The organism is Bacillus cihuensis (genome assembly GCF_000504145.1).
GTDB lineage: Bacteria > Bacillota > Bacilli > Bacillales > DSM-1321 > Peribacillus > Peribacillus huizhouensis.
Genome location: NZ_KI632497.1, coordinates 428,301 through 449,488, shown reverse-complemented (window position 1 = coordinate 449,488; position 21,188 = coordinate 428,301). Strand labels below are relative to the sequence as shown.

Here is a 21,188-nt window from a genome sequence, read left to right as displayed (position 1 = left end):
GTATCTTATGAATACTACGGACAAGATGTTTGGGTTATTCCCTATTATTACAGAAAAATATATTTTTAAAGGTACTGAATGGATCCTAATGTATTCGCTTCATTTTTTTGTGTTATTGTACAGTTAAAAAATATTTTGATCTCCTATGTTGCACTTTTTTAATATATTTTATATAATTGCATCATAAAGTTTGTGAAATATTTCACAAATAGGCTCATATTTCTGGGAGGCGTTAAATATGAAAGTAGCAGTAGTTGGATGTACTCATGCTGGAACAGCAGCAATTAAAAATATAGCAGCATTATATCCTGAAGTGGAAATTACAGTGTATGAGAAAAATGATAATGTATCATTTTTATCTTGCGGTATTGCTCTTTATGTCGGCGGAGTAGCGAAAGATCCAAATGGCTTATTCTATTCTTCTCCAAATGAACTCGCCAAGCTCGGAGCCAATATGAAGATGAAACATGAAGTATTGACTATTGATACAGATAAAAATATTTTAATCGCTAAAAATCTAGACACAGAAGAAATATTTGAAGACTCGTTTGATAAATTAGTTATGACTACAGGTTCTTGGCCGGTTATTCCGAACATTCCTGGAATTAATCAAGACAATATTGTATTATGTAAAAATTTTCATCATGCTAATCAAATCATTGAAAAAGCTAAACGAGCAGAGAAAATCGCTGTAATTGGCGCTGGGTATATCGGTGTTGAACTAGTCGAAGCATTTGAAGTATACGGGAAAGAAGTAACCTTTATCGACGGCGAGGATCGCATATTAAGCAAGTATTTAGACGCAGAATATACAGATATGATTGAAGCGGAATTAATCAATCACGGTGTGAACATGGCATTGAATCAAACTGTCACACATTTCGAAGGAAAAAGTGGAAAAGTAGCAAAAGTAGTCACTACAAAAGGAGAATACGAGGCAGACCTTGTGATTCTTTGCGTAGGTTTCCGACCGAATACTGATCTTTTAAAAGGGCAAGTGGATATGCTGCCAAACGGTGCGATAAAAGTTAATGAATACATGCAAGCAAGTAAAGAACAAGTGTTTGCAGCAGGAGATAGCTGTGCGATCATGTACAATCCGACTAAACAGCATGCTTATATCCCCCTCGCAACAAATGCTGTCCGTATGGGGGCTTTAGTGGCGAAAAATTTATTAAAACCAACAATTAAATATATGGGAACACAAGGAACTTCAGGCTTGCATATTTATGACTATAATATGGCTTCAACAGGGCTTACTGAAAGTGCTGCAAAACTTGTAAATATGAATGTGAAAAGTATCACAATTAAAGAAAACAATAGACCAGAATTTATGCCGACTTACGAAGAGGTCATGTTAAAAGTAGTTTATGAAGTAGGAACTAACCGTATCATCGGTGCCCAAGTCATTTCTAAAGCGGATATGACACAATCGATTAATACGATATCTGTTTGTATTCAAAATGAAATGACGATTGAAGAACTGGCCTATGTGGATTTCTTTTTCCAACCGCATTTCAATAAACCGGTGAACATTCTGAATCAAGCAGGCTTACAAGCCATGTCAAAGTAATAGAAAATTCAAGTTTGTATGCTTGTAGTAATAAGGAGCTTATGGAGAAATCAATTTCTCTATAGGCTTTTTTTCTTTTGTGGATAATTAAATAGGCTACCAGCATGTAGTATAGGAATTTGGTGTAATCCTTTATGAGTAGACAATGTAAAGTATTTTTAAGGTGTTTGCAACGATTAGTAGGATATTAGTTGTTGTTTTTCAAAAAGTTAGCAGTGAAAGTGAAATTTTAGAATTTTTTGATCTATGATTATTGTATGCTGGGTATGATTAGAATGAACAAATGCTTTTTTGAAAAAAGATAATTATAGGATCAATTTAAAGAAGTTGTAGGGAGAAATAAAGGGGGCGATCGTACATGGATAAGTTTATTTTATCTATAGACCAAGGTACAACAAGTTCAAGAGCGATGATATTTAATAAAAAAGGGGAGATCATTCATATTGCACAACAGGAATTTAAACAATATTTCCCGAAACCAGGTTGGGTTGAACATGATGCGAATGAAATTTGGGGATCCGTTCTTGCGGTCATTGCGAGTGTTTTATCTGAATCCGGCGTAAAACCAGAACAAATAGCTGGGATTGGGATTACGAACCAAAGAGAAACAACTGTAGTATGGGATAAAGAAACAGGAAAACCTATCTACCATGCAATAGTATGGCAGTCACGCCAAACAAGCGATATTTGCGATGAATTAAAAGTATTGGGACATGACGATTTAATTAGAGAAAAAACAGGTTTATTAATTGATGCTTATTTCTCCGGCACGAAAGTAAAGTGGATACTCGATCATGTCGAGGGGGCAAGAGAGAAAGCGCTAGCAGGAAATCTGTTATTTGGAACAATCGACACATGGCTGATTTGGAAATTGTCTGGTGGTAAGGCCCATGTGACAGATTATACGAATGCTTCACGTACTTTACTGTTCAATATATATGATTTGCAGTGGGATGATGAACTTCTTGAAATTTTAACGGTTCCTAAATCTATGCTTCCGGAAGTGAAGTCTTCGTCTGAAGTGTATGCCAATACATTGGATCATCATTTCTTCGGTCAGGAAATTCCGATTTCAGGTGTGGCAGGAGATCAGCAGGCAGCTTTATTCGGTCAGGCTTGTTTTGACAAGGGAATGGCGAAGAACACTTATGGAACTGGATGTTTTATGTTGATGAATACGGGAGAAAAGGCGGTTCGATCAGAAAACGGGCTCCTTACAACTATTGCATGGGGACTAGATGGAAAAATTAACTATGCCCTAGAAGGCAGTATATTTGTAGCAGGGTCTGCCATTCAATGGTTACGGGATGGTATGAGAATGTTAAAAAATGCTCAGGACAGTGAGTGTTATGCAAAACGAGTAGATAGTACAGATGGAGTATATATAGTCCCAGCATTTGTCGGTTTAGGAACACCCTATTGGGACAGTGATGTACGTGGAGCTGCATTTGGGATTACCCGAGGAACTCGAAAGGAGCATTTTATAAGAGCTACTTTAGAATCATTGGCCTATCAAACGAAGGATGTCCTTGAAGCGATGAAAGAAGATTCAGGCATTGAATTAAAGACACTGCGCGTCGATGGCGGTGTTGTGAAAAATAACTTCCTCATGGAGTTTCAAAGCGACTTGTTAAATGTTCCGGTTGAACGATCTATCATTAATGAAACAACCGCACTCGGAGCTGCATATTTGGCTGGTTTAGCAGTTGGGTATTGGGAAAATCAAGATGAAATTGCTAGACAGTGGGGGATAGATCAAGCATTTGAGCCATCAATGGATCATAAAAAAAGGGAAGAATTATACGAAGGCTGGAAAAAGGCAGTTCATGCTGCAATAGCGTTTAAATAATTTTCACAAAAAGCATCTATGATCGTCTGATCTAAAACTAAAGTATAAAATTCAGGGCCCTTAACTAGAATTGAAACTTGTCATTCTAGTAAGGGGCTCTTTTCTGAATGGAAATGAAAAGCCAATATAATATATATTAATGAATCATGCTATCGTTAATATTGACTGGCTTTGTGTCTTTTTTAGAATGAGAAGCAAAGCTATGAAGGACCATACCAACTACGACTATAATAATACCAATCCAAGACAAGTTGGAAGGTAGTGCAATGGATAAGAAAATTACTTCTCCAAGAAGTGTGAAAAGTACCTCCATTGATTGTGTTGCTTCAACAGCTGCTAACTTCTGCATATTGCCTCTAACTAAATCGGTTGCTTGAAAAAAGAGTACGGTTGCGATTACTCCAGATGTAACGGCAACTAAGACAGATTGAGTGGTCTGTGCTTTGCTAGGAACTCCGACAGTTATTAATCCGTAAATAGAAAGTAGTAGCCAAAATGGGAGACTGGCTAACGTCATACCTAAAACTCGCTGATAGGCATCGAGACGATTTTGACAGACATCCATCATTTTTCGGTTTCCGAGCGGATAGGCAAATGAAGCAACTAATACCGGAATGATACCTAGAATAAGTGTCGGTGTAGAAATTGTACTCGCTTGTTCCAGTTGAATAAGAATGATTCCTAGTAAAATAATGAATGAAAGCATCAACCCTTTTAAAGGGATTTTTCCCCGTGTTTGTACCATTCCATTCTTTGTTTGAAGCGTTTCTAAGAATAGGGGGCCAAGCAGCATTCCGGAAATGATGGTAATTTGCCAGGTTGCTGCGATTAACCAGCCTGGAGAATAGGCAGAAGCAAAGCATAGTGGCGCATAAAATAATCCAAAGCCGACGAAGCTCCACAACAGCCATGTTTTAGGCTGTTCTTTCATTGCCTTAAGAAGTGGTCGAAGATTTTTTCTAGAGATCACTATGATTAGGAGAAAGGGAACCATAAAGATGTAGCGTAGCGATGCACTCCAAATCCAGCTCCCACCAGACAATTCCATCGCATGATTTAGGACAAAAGTAAAGGCAAAAAAGAAAGCTGCAAAAATACCTAATAAAATCGGCTTCATGGTATTCACCTCATTTCAACGGTTTACTTGGCGGTTATCTTCTATTAAAAAGATAAGTGTTTGATAGATTATGTGGTATTTTTTATCTTAACATAAATATATTGAAGATTGAGGTGGTTTGCAATGCAATATTTCGTAGAGTAAAACGGATAAATAATAGTAAATTTTCGGTTTTACCCGTCATACATAACACCTATGGCGTTAAAACTCCACCCATTTACCATGAAGGATAAATCCTATTGCACGCTACACTCCGCTAAATACAATGGTGGCGGTGCGGAGCCAGGATTTGGATGCTTTCTCGATTAATTGAGTATACCCGATAAATAGTCTGGTTGTATTAGTAAGTCACGAAGCCCCGCCCCAAACCTTCATACGAAAAAAAGCAACACTTCTCTTTTGAAACATAAGAGTTGTTGCTTTAGAGGATTCGATTACATTAATCTTTATGATTTATTGCCTGATCAAAGTATTCTCTAAGGACTGGCTTATTCATGACCATGTCTGAAAGAGTATACTGATCAAGCACAGAAAAGAATGCTTGCAGGGCCTCATTAAGCATGTGTTTAAGTGAACAAACAGGTGAGATTACACAGTTATTTCCCTCACCATTAAAACATTCTACGAGATAAAAATCTTCCTCTGTTTTTCGTACAAGTGCCCCGATATTAATTTCTTCGGGGTTTTTGTCGAGCCGAATGCCCCCGTTCCGTCCTCGTACGGTTTCGACATACCCCATTTTCCCGAGATTATAAATAATTTTCATTAAATGGTTACTGGAAATCGAATAAGCTTCCGAAATTTCTTTAATGGTAACTAGTTGATCCGGTTTGTTTATTGCCAAATATAATAATACCCGTAACGAATAGTCAGAATAACTGGTTAATCGCATCTTGGTAATCCCTCACTAAAATATGATGTCTACATCTTAGCATAATTGTGACAAATTAATAAACATTTGAACTTTGGATGTGAAAAGAAGTATTTAAAGTATTGCTTTAGAAAGGTGCGCAATTTATTATAAAGATGTATTTATAATATTAGTTTTGAGAGGGGAACAAAATATGTTAACTCAACAGACAAAAGATATCGTAAAAGCAACAATCCCTGCATTAGAAATGAAAGGTGTCGAGATTACGACAATTTTTTATAAACATTTATTTGAAGATTATCCACAATTACTAAATATTTTTAATCAAACGAATCAAAAGAAAGGTCGCCAACAAACCGCATTAGCGAACACCGTGCTTGCAGCAGCCAAACATATTGACAATCTAGGAGCGATTATCCCGGTTGTAAAACAAATAGCTCACAAACATCGCAGCTTAACTGTAAAGCCTGAACATTATCCAATTGTAGGAAAATACTTATTAGCAGCAATTAAAGAAGTATTAGGCGATGCTGCAACTGACGAAATCTTACAAGCGTGGGGAGAAGCATATGGCGTTATTGCTCAAGTCTTTATCGACATAGAAAAAGAAATGTATGAAAACGCGACAAACCAAGAAGGTGGTTGGCTTGATTTTAAAGATTTTATTATTGTTGATAAAGTGAAAGAAAGTTCGGTTATTACTTCATTTTATTTGAAAGCTAGTGATGGTAAAGTTCTGCCGGAGTTTCAACCAGGACAGTATGTGACCATTCGAATCAAAATTGCTGGAGATGAATATTTAGTGAATCGTCAATACAGCTTATCTGCCGCACCTGGAAAAGATAGCTATCGAATTTCTGTCAAAAGAGAGTCTATGCCAAACACTCCAGAAGGAAGAACATCAAACTTCTTGCATGACCACATGAATGTTGGCGATCTAATTGAACTTACAGCACCAGCTGGAGGATTCACCCTTAATCTGGAACAAAATACACCAGTTGTTTTCTTAAGCGCAGGTGTTGGAATCACACCTTTTATGAGTATGGTACATGCGATTAGTGATAAACAGCCTGAGCGAAATGTAACATTTGTCCATGCCTCACAAAATGGAACAGCACAAGCATTTAAGGAAGAATTAAAAGCAATAAAAGAGTCTATTATCGACTACCGCTTATCTTTCGCTTATTCTGATCCAAGTGAAGAAGATATGAACGAAGAGTATTTTGAAAAAGCGGGCTATGTTGATGCTGAAATGTTAAACCGTCTTGAAGTGGACGATAAAGCCAATTATTATATTTGCGGACCAGTTCCGTTTTTACAAGCGATGTTAGGGTTATTGAAGGATCGTGGTATAGCAGAAGAACAATTCCATTTTGAATTTTTTGGACCAGCTATTCAGTTGGGATAATATATGAAGGATCAAGCCTCGAATTACTATGTAATAGTGACGAGGTTTGGCCTTTTTTTCACATATTATTTCACCACTTAACTTGTCTCTGATCGCTTTTTTTAGAGTTATTAAAGAGATAACAAGTTATCCAGTAGTAGGAATGAAATAAAGTAGCGATGTTTCGTCCTTTTGGATCTGTTTATAATGAAAAGTGAAAAGATAATGTAAACTGAAGTTGGATGAAGGAACTGTTAAGTGGTATAGAAGTTACACCACAAAAAGCAGATTAATCGAAAGGCAAGTTTAATAGAGTCAATTGAAAAAGAGTAAATTACTAATCATTGTTTAGAGTATAAAATTCTACATATTTTGATGTTGACAAACATTTTGCAAAAATATAATATTAATAGTCCTGCCAACTAAAAGTTGGCGTTAAGGGAACTGTGAAAAGTTCATTCTTATTTGAAAGAGGATGGATAATATGAATAAAGAGCTATTAATGGAAAGTGCACGTAAGATGAAAGCAGTAGCATATGTACCTTATTCCAAATTCCCAGTTGGAGTAGCATTATTACTAAAAGATGGTACTGTCATTAATGGAGTGAACGTGGAAAATGTTTCATTAGGTGCAACTAATTGTGCTGAGAGAACGGCCATTTTTACGGCAATAGCCAAAGGTTATAAAAAAGGTGATTTCCAGGCTATAGCTGTCGCAGGTGATACGGTAGATTTTCTTCCGCCTTGTAGCATTTGCAGACAAGTTTTAGCAGAATTCTGTTTACCTGAAATGCCAGTTTATTTAACTAACGAGAAGAAAGATATATTAGAATTGACCTTAAGGGAATTATTACCTTACGCATTCACAGATTTAGAAATGTAAAAATATTTTTTATTGAATTATAGGAATATTGTTAATTGATGGTTATTAGAGGATAATTAGTTCAATAGATGAGCTAATATCCTCTTTTTTTATGCTTAAGTTGAAGGGCAGGTTTCTGCCATAAGTGGAGCAATTCATAATAACTAGGAGGTTATCGTGAAAATTGAGATTACAAAAATAGATAAGGAAAAAGCATGGAAATTGAGGCATAAAGTCATGTGGCCGGATAAGTCCTTTGACTTTATAAAATTAGAAGATGATGATTTAGGTATCCATTTTGGTCTTTTTAAAGAAAACATATTAATTTCTGTCATCTCACTTTTTATAAATAATGAAGAAGGTCAATTTCGAAAATTTGCAACTCTTCAACAAGAACAAGGTAAGGGATACGGAAGTGCATTGTTAGATTTTGTCATAACGGAAGCAAAGTACCGTGGGTTAAAGAGAATCTGGTGTAATGCTAGAAAGAATAAGGTGGATTTTTATAAAAAATTTGGATTACAAGTTACCAACTCCAATTTTATAAAAGGAGGTAAATCCTACGTTATTATGGAAAAAGATTTGTAGTACAATATCGAGGCCATTTTTTCCCGCATTAACGGGCAGTAAAACTCCACCTCAAGAATTAGAGGAATCGAAGAAGCATAGGTGGGGTTACTGTCCGTAAAATCCCGATTGGTTCAACAAACAATCAGTAGTGGGAGATACCCCTACTGATTGAAGTTTCACTTAATAGAATGATCTTTGATGATAATAAGAGCATGTTTTGATTAATCATTTTCGAAACATGCTCTTTCTATTTGTTCATTTATAAAGGTTCCATGTACTAATTTAATCAATCCTTGTTTTCAAAGTTAAACGACTGAATGAATTGTATTTGGATCATATCTATATTTTATACATTTTTATAGCCAGTCCATCGTACATATATTAGTAGGGAAAGTAATCAAATGAATGATTAGTGCTGATTTTCCTGACATGACGAAGTTAGTGTGGAACGAAAAAGAGAATATAGAAGATTGATAATACAAGGAGGGAATTAGCTGTGTCAGCCAATTATAAGCATGAACCATTTACAGATTTCTCGATTGAAAAAAATAAGAAAGATTTTGAACAAGCATTAGCATTTGTCCAAACAGAACTAGGAAAGGAATACCCGGTAATTATTGGGGGGGAAAGGATTAAGACAGAAGAACAAATTATCTCATATAATCCTGCGGTTATCGATGAAGTAATTGGTACTGTTTCAAAAGCAAATCAAGCACTGGCTGAAAAAGCTATGCAGACTGCGCTCTCCTCTTTTAAATCATGGAGCAATCAAAATCCAAACGAACGTGCTACCATATTATTTCGTGCAGCCGCGATTATTCGCCGTCGCAAGCATGAATTTTCTAGCTATCTCGTAAAAGAAGCAGGAAAACCTTGGAGTGAGGCGGATGGAGATACTTCAGAAGCAATTGATTTCCTCGAATATTATGCACGGCAAATGATTGAACTTTGCAGCGGCAAAGAAGTACAGAGCCGAACGGGAGAAATCAATCAATATACCTATATTCCTTTAGGCGTCGGTGTGATTATTTCACCATTTAATTTCCCATTAGCCATCATGGCTGGAACGGCAGCCGCTGCAATTGTTTCTGGAAATACAATTTTATTAAAACCAGCGAATACAACGCCTGTGATTGCCGCGAAATTTGTAGAAGTGCTCGAAGAGGCTGGTTTGCCAACTGGTGTCATTAATTATATACCTGGAAACGGAAGTGAAATTGGTGATTATCTAATCGATCATCCTAAAACACGCTTCGTAAGCTTTACTGGCTCTCGTGAAATAGGTTGTCGGATTTATGAGCGTGCAGCAAAGGTTCAACCGGGACAAATTTGGTTGAAACGTGTAATCGCTGAAATGGGCGGGAAAGACACAGTTGTAGTAGATCGTGATGCAGATTTAGATCTTGCAGCTGATTCCATTGTCAAATCTGCATTCGGTTACTCTGGACAAAAATGTTCAGCAGGCTCACGGGCAGTCGTTCATCAAGATGTATATGATGAAGTGTTAGAAAAAGCAGTGGCATTAACAAAAGAAATAACAGTGGGCAATCCAGAAAAATTGAGTCATTATATGGGGCCAGTTATTGACCAAGCTTCATATAATAAAATTATGAAATATATCGAAATTGGTAAGCAAGAAGGGAAGCTAAGAGTTGGCGGTGAAGGAGACGATTCAAAGGGATACTTCATTCAACCTACCATTTTTTCTGATTTAGATGAAAAATCACGTTTAATGCAGGAAGAAATCTTCGGGCCTGTAGTTGGTTTTTGCAAAGCACGTGATTTCGATCATATGATGGAGATTGCGAATAATACAGATTATGGTTTAACAGGTGCATTGATCTCTAATAACCGTCACCATATCCAAAGAGCCAAAAAAGAATTTCATGTTGGAAATCTGTATTTTAATCGAGTTTGTACCGGTGCTATTGTTGGATATCAGCCATTTGGCGGTTTCAACATGTCAGGGACAGATTCAAAGGCTGGAGGTCCAGATTATTTGATTTTGCATATGCAAGCAAAAACAATGAGCGAAACGTTATAAAGTGAACCTTCCGTTAGTGACGGGTTTTTCGCTAACGGTTAGTTGAACCAATCGGGCATGTACGGCCAGTTTTCTCTAATCAAATTGCGCAAATATATCTACATAAAATCGTAGACTGGAGAAGTTACTGTCCGTTAATGCGGGATAAAGTGAAACTTCCGTTAGCGATGAGCTTTTCGCTAACGGTTAGTTGAACCAATCGGGCATGTACGGCCAGTTTTCTCTAATCAAATTGCGCAAATATATCTACATAAAATCGTAGAATGGAGAAGTTACTGGCCGTTAATGCGGGAAAAAATCGTCTATAAAGCAAATGGGTGGCACCGGGGCAAATTTGTTACCCATCTAGAACTTCTCAGTAACATAATGATTCAAGGAGGGGCGATATGCTGGCTAATTTTTCGAAAAATTTCTTCTTAGGGGTTTCTCGAAATGTATCCTTAAACAAGGCGGCGAAGAAATGGGGGCTCAGGTTCGGTGCATCACAAGTAGTCGCAGGTGTAACAATTGAGAGTGCCATTAAAAAAGTTCAAGAACTAAATGAAAAAGGTTTGGTATGTACTCTTGATCATTTAGGTGAATTTGTTTCAGATAGACAAGAGGCTATTCATGCAACAGAGAATAATGTGAAAACATTGGAAGCTATCTGTGCCACTGGAGTGAATAGCCATTTATCCGTAAAACTGACACAGTTGGGGTTGGAGATTGATCGAGAATTTTGTGTCCAAAATATGAAACGAATTTTGGATACTGCTAAGGCAACCAATAATTTTGTTCGAATCGACATGGAAGATTATACGCATTGCCAAATGACATTGGATATTTTGAAGGAACTTCGTGAACTATACGATAATGTTGGAACCGTAATCCAAGCTTATTTATATCGTGCTAATCAGGATGTAATGGATTTAAAAAGTGTCAATCTTAGGCTTGTAAAAGGAGCTTATAAAGAATCTCCTGAAGTAGCTTTCCAAAATAAGGGGGAAATAGATGCTAATTATTTGCAGATTATTAAAACCCATTTATTAAGTGGAAGTTATACGGCAATTGCTTCTCATGATCACGAGATTATTGCGAAAGTAAAACAATTTACCAATGAAAATAATATCCCGAAAGATCAATTTGAATTTCAAATGCTTTTTGGATTCAGAAAAGATATGCAATTGAGTTTGGCGCAGGAAGGATACACAATGCGTGTTTATATTCCGTTTGGCGATGACTGGTTTGCTTACTTTATGCGGAGAATGGCTGAGAGACCGCAGAATGTACTATTTGGCATTAAAGGTTTATTTTCGAAATAACGAAACAAAGCCTGTTAAAATCTATCTATTATAAACAGGCCTAATAGGAATCAATAATTATCGTGAAGTCGTAATTTCGGCGATTACAATAATGATTCTGCGCCGTCAATATAAATCTCTGTTCCGGTAATATGTGAAGATAGATCAGATGCCAAGAAAAGAACTAGTTCGCCAACTTGTTCTGGAGTCCCTGATTTTTGTTCTAAGGGTTGAGCCCCTTCTGGATACTCGATAGGAATTATGATATTTTTCAAGTTTTTCTCATCTGGATACGTATTGTCATCGATGTTTGTGTCAATGGCACCAGGGCAGATTATGTTAACTCGAATTTTATATTGTGCAAGCTCTAGTGCCGCCATTTTTCCGAACGCTACTTGTCCGGCTTTTGTTGTACTATATACTGAGAAGCCAAAATTTTTGAATGTCCGATTCCCATTAATTGAGCTTGTAATAATTATGCTACCGCCATTTTCTTTAAGATAAGGAATAGCGTATTTCACCGTCAAGAATGTTCCACGCAAATTCGTCTGAATTGTTTCATTCCAATCTTCTGGAGTAATATTTTCGATTGGTGCCTTCACACCATTAATGCCTGCATTCGCAAAAACAATATTAATTTTCCCCCAATTATCCATCACCTCTTTGAATGCAAGTTCCACTTGTTCAGGTTGAGATACATCTGTTTTGACAATGATCACCTCGTTGCCTTTTGATTCTATCTCTTTTTTTGCTTGAAGAGCATTTTCATACGTTCGGTCAAGCAGAGCAATTTTTGCACCTTGTTCTGCTAATCTTAAGGCTGCCCCTTTGCCGATTCCAGAGCTACCGCCTGTAATAACGGCTACTTGATTGTGCAAAATCTTTTCCATTATCATTTCACTCCTTTGATTATTTAAGAATATTGAATCGGTTGAAAAGTCGCGAGTTACACTATATTATTTTCCATTATGTTGATAGGAGAAACATTCTAAATTACATTTGCTGTAATGTTTTTCTTACGATTTATCTTAATAAATAGCTTCATTAGCAGTTTGAAGGTACTATAAAGTAGAGAGAAGCATATGAAATTAAAGGAGTGGGAATATGATTAGATTTGGAATTGTTGGTACAAACTGGATTACCGAACGATTGTTAGAAGCTGCAGGTAAACATGACGATTTTGTGTTAAAGGCTGTATTTTCACGTACGGAAGATCGTGCACGTGAATTTGCCGCTAAATACGATGCAGATTTAACGTTTACGGATTTAAATGAAATGGCAGCAAGTGAGGAGATTGATGCAGTTTATATTGCAACCCCAAACTCATACCATTCAGAGCAGTCCATCCTGTTTATGAAACATGGCAAGCATGTTCTGTGTGAAAAACCACTTGCAGCAAATGCTAAGGAAGTAAAAGCGATGATAGAGTCGGCGAAATTTAATAATGTCGTATTAATGGAAGCGATGAAGTCGACAGTCATGCCTAACTTCCAAGTGATTCAAGATAATTTGGACAAGCTTGGAAAGATTCGCACATTTTTTGCGAATTATTGCCAGTATTCATCGCGATATGATGCTTATAAAAATGGAACAGTCTTGAACGCATTTAACCCTGAATTTTCAACAGGTGCCTTGATGGATCTAGGTGTATATACAATCTATCCGCTTGTAGCGTTATTTGGAAAACCTAATACAATCAAGGCTCAAGGATATTTACTGGGCACAGGAACTGACGCACAAGGTAGTATTTTACTAGATTATGATGGGATGCAGGCAAACGTCATGTATTCCAAAATTACCGATACTACTCTTCCTTCAGAAATTCATGGGGAAGATGCTACGATGGTGATCCAGCATATCTCAAGCCCTGAGAAGATTGAAATTCGCTATCGGGACGGTTCTATCGAAGATGTCAGTATCCAACAAGAAATGGAACCGATGTATTACGAAGTTGCTGAATTTATTCAGTTGATTCAATCTAGGGAAAACGAATCAACCTTGAACGCATGGGATACTTCCTTACACGTGATGGAGATTATGGATGAGGCACGTAAACAAATTGGAGTGAGATTTCCAAACGATTAACAGGTGATCTAATAAAGAGACTTCTAATACTTAATTATAAACCCTGCAAAATACCACGCACAAATTTTAAGCTGGTAATCCTGAAAACAGGATGCTAGCTTTTTTATTTGGCTCTTTTTGTAAGGGGTGTTGTTTTTAGCAAATAACAAATTCGAGTAGATGTTGATAGTAGTGTAAAAATATTTTATAAGCAATAAAGTATACGAAAACAGCCGTTTATTTAATTCTTCCACATTAGCGAGAAAAGAAATACCTCAACGAATCAAAGTCTCCTAAACTTTTATGTGAATTGTACTAGGTAAATAGTTTTGTTAATCAATCTTTAAGTCACTTACAATAGCATTATTTCCCAAAAAAACTACAATATTTTTGAAAAAACGCAAAAAATGAGGTTTTTTGTAACAATTGAAATATAAATGTAATGATTTTATTACCATACTGTCAAATTATGATGCTATACTCACTATAGGTAAAAAAGACGAGACACTATATTTAGCTTTTATAAAAATAACTTTTAGTGAAAAAATAATACATAGATTTCTAGTTTCATATATATTCTCCATAATCATAGAAAGAAAGATTAATTGGCGAATTTGGCTAGAGAAGAAAGCAGGGAAAAATGATTTTGAGAAAGAAATTACTTGTATTAAGTACTACTGCAATGCTTGGTTTGGGAAGCATCGTTGCTGTACCAGCTGTTAAAGCGGAATCAATTAGTGACTTGCAAAATCAACAACAAGTTATTCAAGGACAACGTAGTGGTGTTCAATCTGAAATAAATTCAGCACTTACAAAGATAAAAACACTTCAAATAGAACAGGCTAAAATTACAGAGCAAATTTTGCGTATTGAACAAGCGATTAAAGACAATAACGCGAAAATTGACGAAACAAAGGTTCAAATTAACGAAACAAATGCAGAAATCAACCAGCTTAAAGAAGATATTGTTGCTCTTCAAGTACGCATCGAACAGCGCAATGAGGTATTGAAAGAACGTGCAGTTTCTTATCAAGAGAGCGGCGGGAATGCAAGTTATATCGAAGTGTTACTTGGTGCTACTAGCTTCGGTAACTTCATTGATCGTGTAGGCGCAGTTGCTACAATGGTAGAAGCTGACCAAGATATTTTAAAGCAGCACGAAGCGGATAAGAAAGAGTTGGAAGAAAAGAGAACGGCAGTTGAAACTAAACTAGCTGACCTTACTTCTATGAAATTAGAGCTAGAAGGTATGCTTGCTCAAATTGAAGAGCAAAAGTCTCAGAGCTTACAACTTAGTGCAAGTTTGAAAGGAAAAGAACAAGAAACAGCATCCCTAGTTGCTGACTTAAAAGAACGTGATGCAAACTTAGCAGCACAAGTAGTAAAAATCCAAAGCGATATTACTGCAGAACTAAATCGTCAAGCGGAAATTGCAGCTGCGAACAAACGTGCCGAAGAAGCAGCAGAAAAAGCAGCAGAAAAAGCAGCTCGTGAAGCATCTAAATATGTACCGAATGAATCAACTAAGAAAAATTATAGCTCAGAATCAACTGCAACAAAAACAACTGCAACAAAAACTACTTCAAATAATTCAGCGACAAAGAATCCTAGTAAAGATACTGTCAAAGATGATGAACCAAAAGAAAGTGTGAGCATTCCACCAAGCCGAAACCTTAGTGCGGCAATTACTGCTGGTAATAAATATATAGGTAACTCTGTTTATGTATTTGGCGGTGGTAGATCGCAATCTGATATTAACAATGGCAGATTTGACTGTTCTGCATTTGTTTACTGGGCATATGCTCAAGCTGGAATCAACCTTGGTTCGGTTGGGAACACAGATACATTGTTAAATTATGGAACTCGCGTACCTGCAAGTGATATGCAACCTGGTGATATGGTATTCTTTGATACTTATAAGAAAAATGGACATGTCGGAATTTATGTTGGCGGCGGTAAATTTATCGGTTCTCAAAGTTCAACGGGTGTTGCAATTGCAAATATGTCAAGTGGGTATTGGGCAAACCATTTCAACGGACGAGTACATCGTTTTTAATAGAATATAAAAATAGGAGACAGGGATATCCTTGTCTCCTATTAATTTATCCGCATTATTAGATTTTTAAACATGAAACTATTAATATTCCAATTAAATTGTTTGAATTACTATTTTAATAAAGTGAAACCTTTTATTTTTTTAATCGTATATAGTATTGTATAGAAAATTGAGGAGTGAAACCTCTTCATACCAATTTTGAATGGAGGACCATATATGTTAAAGAAAGTAATAACTGCAATTTTGACACTCACTCTGATTTTTGCTCCAGTGGGAGGCCAGTTTCATCTGGGACAAGATGATACTGTAAGCGCTAAGTCATATAAATCTGGAAAAAGATCGTTCAATACGAATCAGGGTACAACCAACAAGAATTCCAACATCCAGAGCAACAAGAAATCTGACGCTACAAAATCAAATACAAATACGAAGGCTAATCCTGTGGCTAAAGGAGGATTAATGAAAGGGATTCTTTATGGTGGAATGGCCGGCCTCTTATTTGGAAGCTTATTTGCTAACATGGGAGGGCTTGGTGCGGTATTAGGTTTTATAGTGAACTTGATTGCTATTATCATTCTCATCTCAATTATCCGACGCATTTATACCTTCTTTAAAAATAAAAAGAAAGAAAACTCTAATCCATGGAGAGGCTAAAAATTTCTGAACAAGATATTATTAATGCTATTTGCATTTATATCGCGGATAAGAAACAAGTAAGACCGGTGGAAGTAGAAGTGGAATTAATGTATGACGATGATTATGGATTTTCTGCAGAAGTTTATGTGAATGGTAGGCAGCAAATCTTAATCATGCTAAATATTATTGAAGCGTTAAGACTTTGGCTTGATCATATGCTTAATCGTGATCCATATGCAGGTATTGAACTTGTACTAGATGATAACGAAGGCATCATCGCCTATGTAAAAGAATAAGGCTGGAGGTTGTTCCAAAAGGATCTGATTCTTTTGGGACAACCTCTTTTTTATAGGTTCTTTTCATAAAGTTTGTATTTTTTAGCAAGTAACAAATTTGAGAAACGAGGCTCCTGAAACCGCCTGCGGAAAGCGAATACTTGTAACAGAAATCAATCAAGGATAGTAGTCTAAATATAAAATAAAAACAACAAAGCATACGAAAACAGTCTTATAATAAGATTTTTTATAATTTATCTTAAATTAGAATTATTATTATTTATTTTTTTGAATGTCTATGATAATATATAAATAATCCTAATGATTTTCACAAAAAAATACGTAATTTTACTGTTTATGAAGAAAAAATAACAATTTTGATTAATTATAAGTCAAATGATGCTGATTATCTTTCTCAATTGAATAGTGTGTAAATGAGAATTGGTATCATTGAGAATTATGACATTTAAAGGAGGAAAAAAGATGCTTGCTGAAACGAAGCACTTACAAAAACCTGCACAATATCAAACATCATGGTATGAAAAAGTACTACCACATATCGAATTAATTGCTGCTTTATTTAGCGGGGTTCTTATATTATTAGGATGGATTTTTTCGTCTGTTGGCATGTCAACTGCTTCAGTCGTTACTTATTTAGCGGCATTTGTTATTGGAGGATATGCGAAGGCAAAGGAAGGCATTGAAGATACCATTGCCGATAAAGAATTGAATGTAGAAATGTTAATGATCCTTGCTGCAATTGGTTCTGCAATCATTGGCTATTGGACGGAAGGGGCTATCTTAATTTTTATCTTTGCATTAAGTGGTGCATTGGAAACTTATACGATGAATAAAAGCCATAAAGAAATTTCCGCACTCATGGATTTACAGCCAGAAGAAGCATTGAGAATTACGGACGGAATTGAAACGAAAGTAGCTGTATCACAGCTTCGTGTCGGTGATCTAATCTTAATTAAGCCAGGTGAAAGGGTACCATCTGATGGAAAAATTAATGATGGAAAGACGAATTTGGATGAAGCTGCAATCACGGGTGAGTCCTTTCCTGTCAGTAAAACAGTAAATGATGAGGTTTTTGCAGGGACGGTTAATCTTCGCGGGACGATAACTGTTGAGATTACAAAGCCAAGTAGTGAAACACTTTTTCAAAAAATCATTACACTTGTACAATCAGCACAAAGTGAAAAATCACCTTCTCAGTTATTTATTGAGCGATTTGAAGGCACGTATGTGAAAGTAGTTTTGTCTGTTGTTGCATTGATGATGTTTGCTCCTCATTTCCTGCTGGGATGGAGTTGGACGGAGACATTTTATCGAGCGATGATTTTATTAGTAGTTGCTTCCCCATGTGCACTAGTTGCATCGATCATGCCAGCTACATTATCGGCAATTTCAAACGGTGCTCGTCATGGAATCCTGTTTAAAGGCGGTGTTCATTTAGAGAACTTAGGTAACTTACAAGCGATTGCTCTTGATAAAACAGGTACTTTGACAAAAGGAAAGCCTGAAGTAACCGATCTCGTACTTCGTAAAGATGTAAATGAAGCCGATTTTTTACAATATGTAGCGTCGATTGAAAATTACTCTAATCACCCGTTAGCATCGGCCATTGTTCGCTATACAAAAAACAAGTACTCTACAGAATTATTGAAGCCAGAGAACATGGAAGATATCTCAGGATATGGTGTGCAAGCATATCTTGATGGTGTGCAATGGAAAGTAGGTAAAGCGGAATTTGTTGGTCGTGAAGAAGTGGAACAATTCCAAAATGGCATTGCATTAGATTTTGCCAAACAAGGTAAAACCATCGTTTTTGCAAAAGATAATAAAGGAATCGCAGGAATTATTACATTGAAAGATGTTGTTCGATCAGAAACAATTACTGCGATCGAAGCACTTAAACAAGAAGGAATTTATACGATTATGCTTACTGGAGACGGCGAGAAAACAGCAAATGCAATTGCATCGGAAAGTCATGTGGATGCCTATATTGCCGATTGTCTTCCTGAAACGAAAGTGGATGAAGTAAAACGGCTGAAAGAACAATATGGTACAGTTGCGATGGTCGGTGATGGAATTAATGATGCGCCAGCGCTTGCCACGGCATCAGTCGGAATCGCAATGGGTGAAGGAACAGATGTCGCATTAGAAACAGCGGATGTTGTTCTGATGAAAAATGATCTTCCGAGGATTGCTGAAGCGGTCAAATTATCGAAAAAAATGAACCGAATCATTAAGCAAAATGTAATTTTCTCTATTACAGTTATTATGATATTAATTGCATCTAACTTCTTGCAGTTTCTTGATCTCCCGTTTGGCGTTATTGGTCACGAAGGAAGTACAATTTTAGTAATATTAAATAGTTTACGATTACTGAAGAATTAATCATACCAAGGCGGTTGCCCCAAAGGAATAACCCACACAATTTCTATATCGTTGGTACGTGTAAATGACACAATAACCGATGTATGGAGTGTGAGGTTAGAAACTTTCGGGGCAACTGCTTTTTTTTTAGGCTGTTTTCACATACTTTGTTGCTTTTCAATCATTTTTACACTAATAACCCGGGTTGATTTCCGTTGTAGAGGCGGTCTCAGAAGCCTCCTTAGTGCTTTGCACTTGCGGGGTCTCCCTCAACACGCTTTTCCCGCAGGAGTCTCGCACCTGTAACGAAGATCAACATCTGTTCGAATTGGTTTCTTGCTAAAAACAACAATCTTTACGAAAAGAGCCTTTTTTTATAAAAGGATAAATAAAAATGATTCGTAAAACGCAGGCTATTTTGATATAGATCCAAAAGACCAAATTTATTTATCCCGCATTAACGGAAAGTCATCCCCATCTCAAGGCTTAGAGGAATCGAGGAAGTTTAAGTGGGGGTATCTGCATGATCTAGTTGCGACTCTTAGCCTTACTTAAGGTCATAAGTCGTAATACTCTGTGGCAAACTTCGCCACTCCTTATTCATTCTTATGATCTTCGGACTTTCACAGGATGTGGGTCACGCAGATGAAGAATCCCCACTGATTGAAGATTCACTTTATAGTTTACTCTGTATTAATTTAAGGGTATGAATTGGATGTTACAACAATATCTCTCGAAGCTAAGATGTTAAATTAGTCATTTTGAATGTGGAAGTGGGGATGAAGCATATGATATATAACATGTTTAAAAAAGTACTTGTCCTATTGGTTCTTCTATTTGCGTTAAGAAGTACACCAGCTATTTCATCAACCATTCATAAGGAAAACCTCGATGTTAGAAAACAGACTGAAGATAATCAGCCTCAGAAAAGTAAATATCCTACACTTTCTACAATAAAAATACCTGAAGATGTAGGATTTTCTACGAAAAAATTGTCTGAAGTTGATTCATATATCGAAAATGAAATTAGGAAGGGCTTCCCTGGAGCAGCACTTATAATCATTAAAAATGGAAAAATAGTGAGAAACACGTCATATGGATACGCAAAGAAATACAACGGTCTTACTTTTCTTAAACGACCGCAAAAAATGAAAGAGGATACGATGTTTGACTTGGCCTCTAATACGAAGATGTACGCGGTTAATTATGCTCTTCAAAAACTAGTCAGCGAGGGGAAAATCAATCTAAACGATCCTATTCAGTATTATATCCCTGAGTTTAAGGATTTGCCGAATGATGTGATTAAAGAAAAGAGCACACTTCGTATTGTCGATCTACTTCATCATATTGCAGGTTTCCCTTCAAGCGTTCATTACTATAATCCTGACCAGGCAGGGGAATTATACACACAAGACCGTAAAGAGATGTTAGATAAGATAAGTAAAACACCTTTACAATCTATCCCTGGTACATCTCAAATATATAGTGACATCGATTATATGCTCCTAGGATTTATTATAGAAAGAGTGACTGGTCAAAAACTAGACCGATATGTGGAAAACACGATATATAAGCCACTTGGATTAAAACATACAGTTTTTACGCCGTTAAAAAAAGGCTTCAAAGAAAATGATTTTGCAGCGACCGAGCTAATCGGCAATACTCGCGATGGCCTTCGAACGTTTCCTAATATGAGAACGCACACCCTGCAGGGAGAAGTACATGATGAAAATGCCTATTATTCAATGGATGGAGTTTCGGGACATGCAGGACTGTTTAGTAATACGCACGATCTTGCAATACTGCTTCAAGTTATGCTGAATAATGGGGGATATGGAGATACAAAGTTGTTCGATAAAGAAACGATTGACATATTTACAACTCCATCAGAACGGAATCCGACATTTGGTCTTGGGTGGAGGATTAATGGAGATGAAAGTATGAATTGGATGTTTGGTGAGTACGCAAGTGATAAGGTAATAGGTCATACTGGATGGACAGGTACAATAACCGTCATTGATCGGGAAAATAATCTGGCAATTGCTCTTTTAACTAACAAGAAGCATTCGCCTGTTATTGATCATCTTTTTGATTCAAATTGGTTTTATGGGGATATGTATAACATAAGTACGTATGGCAGTGTTATCAGCAAGATTTATGAAGCATTAAATTGATGGAGAAGCTTCTTTATTCGGACATGAACTTCTAGAAACAAAAACTAA

General features: G+C 36.5%; 16 protein-coding genes. 13 read left to right on the top strand and 3 right to left on the bottom strand.

Going from position 1 to position 21,188, the window contains the following annotated elements; all coding sequences use genetic code 11:
• Positions 1-238: 238 nt before the first annotated feature.
• On the top strand, positions 239-1,573 hold the full coding sequence (locus V179_RS0120345; protein WP_028393102.1) for an FAD-dependent oxidoreductase: 1,335 nt from the start codon (positions 239-241) through the stop codon (positions 1,571-1,573).
• A gap of 358 nt (positions 1,574-1,931) precedes the next feature.
• Complete coding sequence (gene glpK / locus V179_RS0120340; protein ID WP_028393101.1) at positions 1,932-3,422, top strand: glycerol kinase GlpK; 1,491 nt, start codon at positions 1,932-1,934, stop codon at positions 3,420-3,422.
• 136 nt (positions 3,423-3,558) lie between these two features.
• On the opposite strand, the gene V179_RS0120335 is transcribed toward glpK, so the two are convergent.
• Together V179_RS0120335 and V179_RS0120330 are read right to left on the bottom strand one after the other, a co-directional pair.
• Positions 3,559-4,539 carry a DMT family transporter gene (locus V179_RS0120335; protein WP_028393100.1) on the bottom strand — a complete coding sequence of 327 codons (981 nt, stop codon included), beginning with the start codon at positions 4,537-4,539 and terminating at the stop codon, positions 3,559-3,561.
• A gap of 439 nt (positions 4,540-4,978) precedes the next feature.
• Entirely contained in the window at positions 4,979-5,431 is a 453-nt protein-coding gene (locus V179_RS0120330) for an RrF2 family transcriptional regulator (RefSeq protein WP_028393099.1), read from the bottom strand.
• Between the two features lie 172 nt (positions 5,432-5,603).
• Between V179_RS0120330 and hmpA the strand changes: the two genes are divergently transcribed.
• The 5 genes from hmpA to V179_RS0120305 all read left to right on the top strand — a co-directional run bounded on the left by hmpA (position 5,604) and on the right by V179_RS0120305 (position 11,574).
• Positions 5,604-6,818 (top strand): NO-inducible flavohemoprotein, encoded by a 1,215-nt coding sequence (gene hmpA / locus V179_RS0120325; RefSeq protein WP_028393098.1) that lies wholly within the window; start codon positions 5,604-5,606, stop codon positions 6,816-6,818.
• Positions 6,819-7,281: 463 nt separating this feature from the next.
• Positions 7,282-7,680, top strand: a complete 399-nt coding sequence (locus tag V179_RS0120320) for a cytidine deaminase (RefSeq protein WP_034302089.1) — start codon at positions 7,282-7,284, stop codon at positions 7,678-7,680.
• Between the two features lie 162 nt (positions 7,681-7,842).
• A complete protein-coding gene (locus V179_RS0120315) occupies positions 7,843-8,247 on the top strand; it encodes a GNAT family N-acetyltransferase (protein WP_028393096.1) in 405 nt (134 codons plus the stop codon).
• Positions 8,248-8,725: 478 nt separating this feature from the next.
• Positions 8,726-10,273, top strand: a complete 1,548-nt coding sequence (pruA, locus tag V179_RS0120310) for an L-glutamate gamma-semialdehyde dehydrogenase (RefSeq protein WP_028393095.1) — start codon at positions 8,726-8,728, stop codon at positions 10,271-10,273.
• A gap of 386 nt (positions 10,274-10,659) precedes the next feature.
• Positions 10,660-11,574 carry a proline dehydrogenase family protein gene (locus V179_RS0120305; protein WP_028393094.1) on the top strand — a complete coding sequence of 305 codons (915 nt, stop codon included), beginning with the start codon at positions 10,660-10,662 and terminating at the stop codon, positions 11,572-11,574.
• An 83-nt stretch (positions 11,575-11,657) separates the two neighbouring features.
• On the opposite strand, the gene V179_RS0120300 is transcribed toward V179_RS0120305, so the two are convergent.
• Complete coding sequence (locus V179_RS0120300) at positions 11,658-12,443, bottom strand: SDR family oxidoreductase (protein WP_200868690.1); 786 nt, start codon at positions 12,441-12,443, stop codon at positions 11,658-11,660.
• Positions 12,444-12,657: 214 nt separating this feature from the next.
• Between V179_RS0120300 and V179_RS0120295 the strand changes: the two genes are divergently transcribed.
• The 6 genes from V179_RS0120295 (at position 12,658) to pbp4b (ending at position 21,140) form a co-directional block, all read left to right on the top strand.
• On the top strand, positions 12,658-13,638 hold the full coding sequence (locus V179_RS0120295) for a Gfo/Idh/MocA family protein (protein WP_028393092.1): 981 nt from the start codon (positions 12,658-12,660) through the stop codon (positions 13,636-13,638).
• A 619-nt stretch (positions 13,639-14,257) separates the two neighbouring features.
• On the top strand, positions 14,258-15,673 hold the full coding sequence (locus V179_RS0120290; RefSeq protein WP_051405059.1) for a C40 family peptidase: 1,416 nt from the start codon (positions 14,258-14,260) through the stop codon (positions 15,671-15,673).
• Between the two features lie 216 nt (positions 15,674-15,889).
• Complete coding sequence (locus tag V179_RS0120285) at positions 15,890-16,327, top strand: hypothetical protein (protein WP_034302084.1); 438 nt, start codon at positions 15,890-15,892, stop codon at positions 16,325-16,327.
• A complete protein-coding gene (locus V179_RS0120280) occupies positions 16,315-16,605 on the top strand; it encodes a YxcD family protein (RefSeq protein ID WP_028393089.1) in 291 nt (96 codons plus the stop codon). The genes V179_RS0120285 and V179_RS0120280 overlap by 13 nt, the downstream gene beginning before the upstream one ends.
• 462 nt (positions 16,606-17,067) lie before the next feature.
• Entirely contained in the window at positions 17,068-18,987 is a 1,920-nt protein-coding gene (locus tag V179_RS0120275) for a heavy metal translocating P-type ATPase (protein WP_028393088.1), read from the top strand.
• 767 nt (positions 18,988-19,754) lie between these two features.
• Positions 19,755-21,140, top strand: coding sequence for a penicillin binding protein PBP4B (pbp4b, locus tag V179_RS0120270; protein ID WP_084552447.1), 1,386 nt, complete (start codon positions 19,755-19,757; stop codon positions 21,138-21,140).
• The last annotated feature ends 48 nt before the right edge of the window (positions 21,141-21,188 follow it).

Excerpts from the sequence above, each read along its gene's own strand:
- V179_RS0120330 (WP_028393099.1), bottom strand. The coding sequence starts at position 5,431 with ATGCGATTAACCAGTTATTCTGACTATTCGTTACGGGTATTATTATAT.
- V179_RS0120345 (WP_028393102.1), top strand. The coding sequence starts at position 239 with ATGAAAGTAGCAGTAGTTGGATGTACTCATGCTGGAACAGCAGCAATT.
- pbp4b (WP_084552447.1), top strand. The coding sequence starts at position 19,755 with ATGATATATAACATGTTTAAAAAAGTACTTGTCCTATTGGTTCTTCTA.
- V179_RS0120335 (WP_028393100.1), bottom strand. The coding sequence starts at position 4,539 with ATGAAGCCGATTTTATTAGGTATTTTTGCAGCTTTCTTTTTTGCCTTT.
- V179_RS0120295 (WP_028393092.1), top strand. The coding sequence starts at position 12,658 with ATGATTAGATTTGGAATTGTTGGTACAAACTGGATTACCGAACGATTG.
- V179_RS0120300 (WP_200868690.1), bottom strand. The coding sequence starts at position 12,443 with ATGGAAAAGATTTTGCACAATCAAGTAGCCGTTATTACAGGCGGTAGC.
- V179_RS0120280 (WP_028393089.1), top strand. The coding sequence starts at position 16,315 with ATGGAGAGGCTAAAAATTTCTGAACAAGATATTATTAATGCTATTTGC.
- V179_RS0120275 (WP_028393088.1), top strand. The coding sequence starts at position 17,068 with ATGCTTGCTGAAACGAAGCACTTACAAAAACCTGCACAATATCAAACA.
- V179_RS0120290 (WP_051405059.1), top strand. The coding sequence starts at position 14,258 with ATGATTTTGAGAAAGAAATTACTTGTATTAAGTACTACTGCAATGCTT.
- V179_RS0120285 (WP_034302084.1), top strand. The coding sequence starts at position 15,890 with ATGTTAAAGAAAGTAATAACTGCAATTTTGACACTCACTCTGATTTTT.
- V179_RS0120305 (WP_028393094.1), top strand. The coding sequence starts at position 10,660 with ATGCTGGCTAATTTTTCGAAAAATTTCTTCTTAGGGGTTTCTCGAAAT.
- glpK (WP_028393101.1), top strand. The coding sequence starts at position 1,932 with ATGGATAAGTTTATTTTATCTATAGACCAAGGTACAACAAGTTCAAGA.
- hmpA (WP_028393098.1), top strand. The coding sequence starts at position 5,604 with ATGTTAACTCAACAGACAAAAGATATCGTAAAAGCAACAATCCCTGCA.
- V179_RS0120320 (WP_034302089.1), top strand. The coding sequence starts at position 7,282 with ATGAATAAAGAGCTATTAATGGAAAGTGCACGTAAGATGAAAGCAGTA.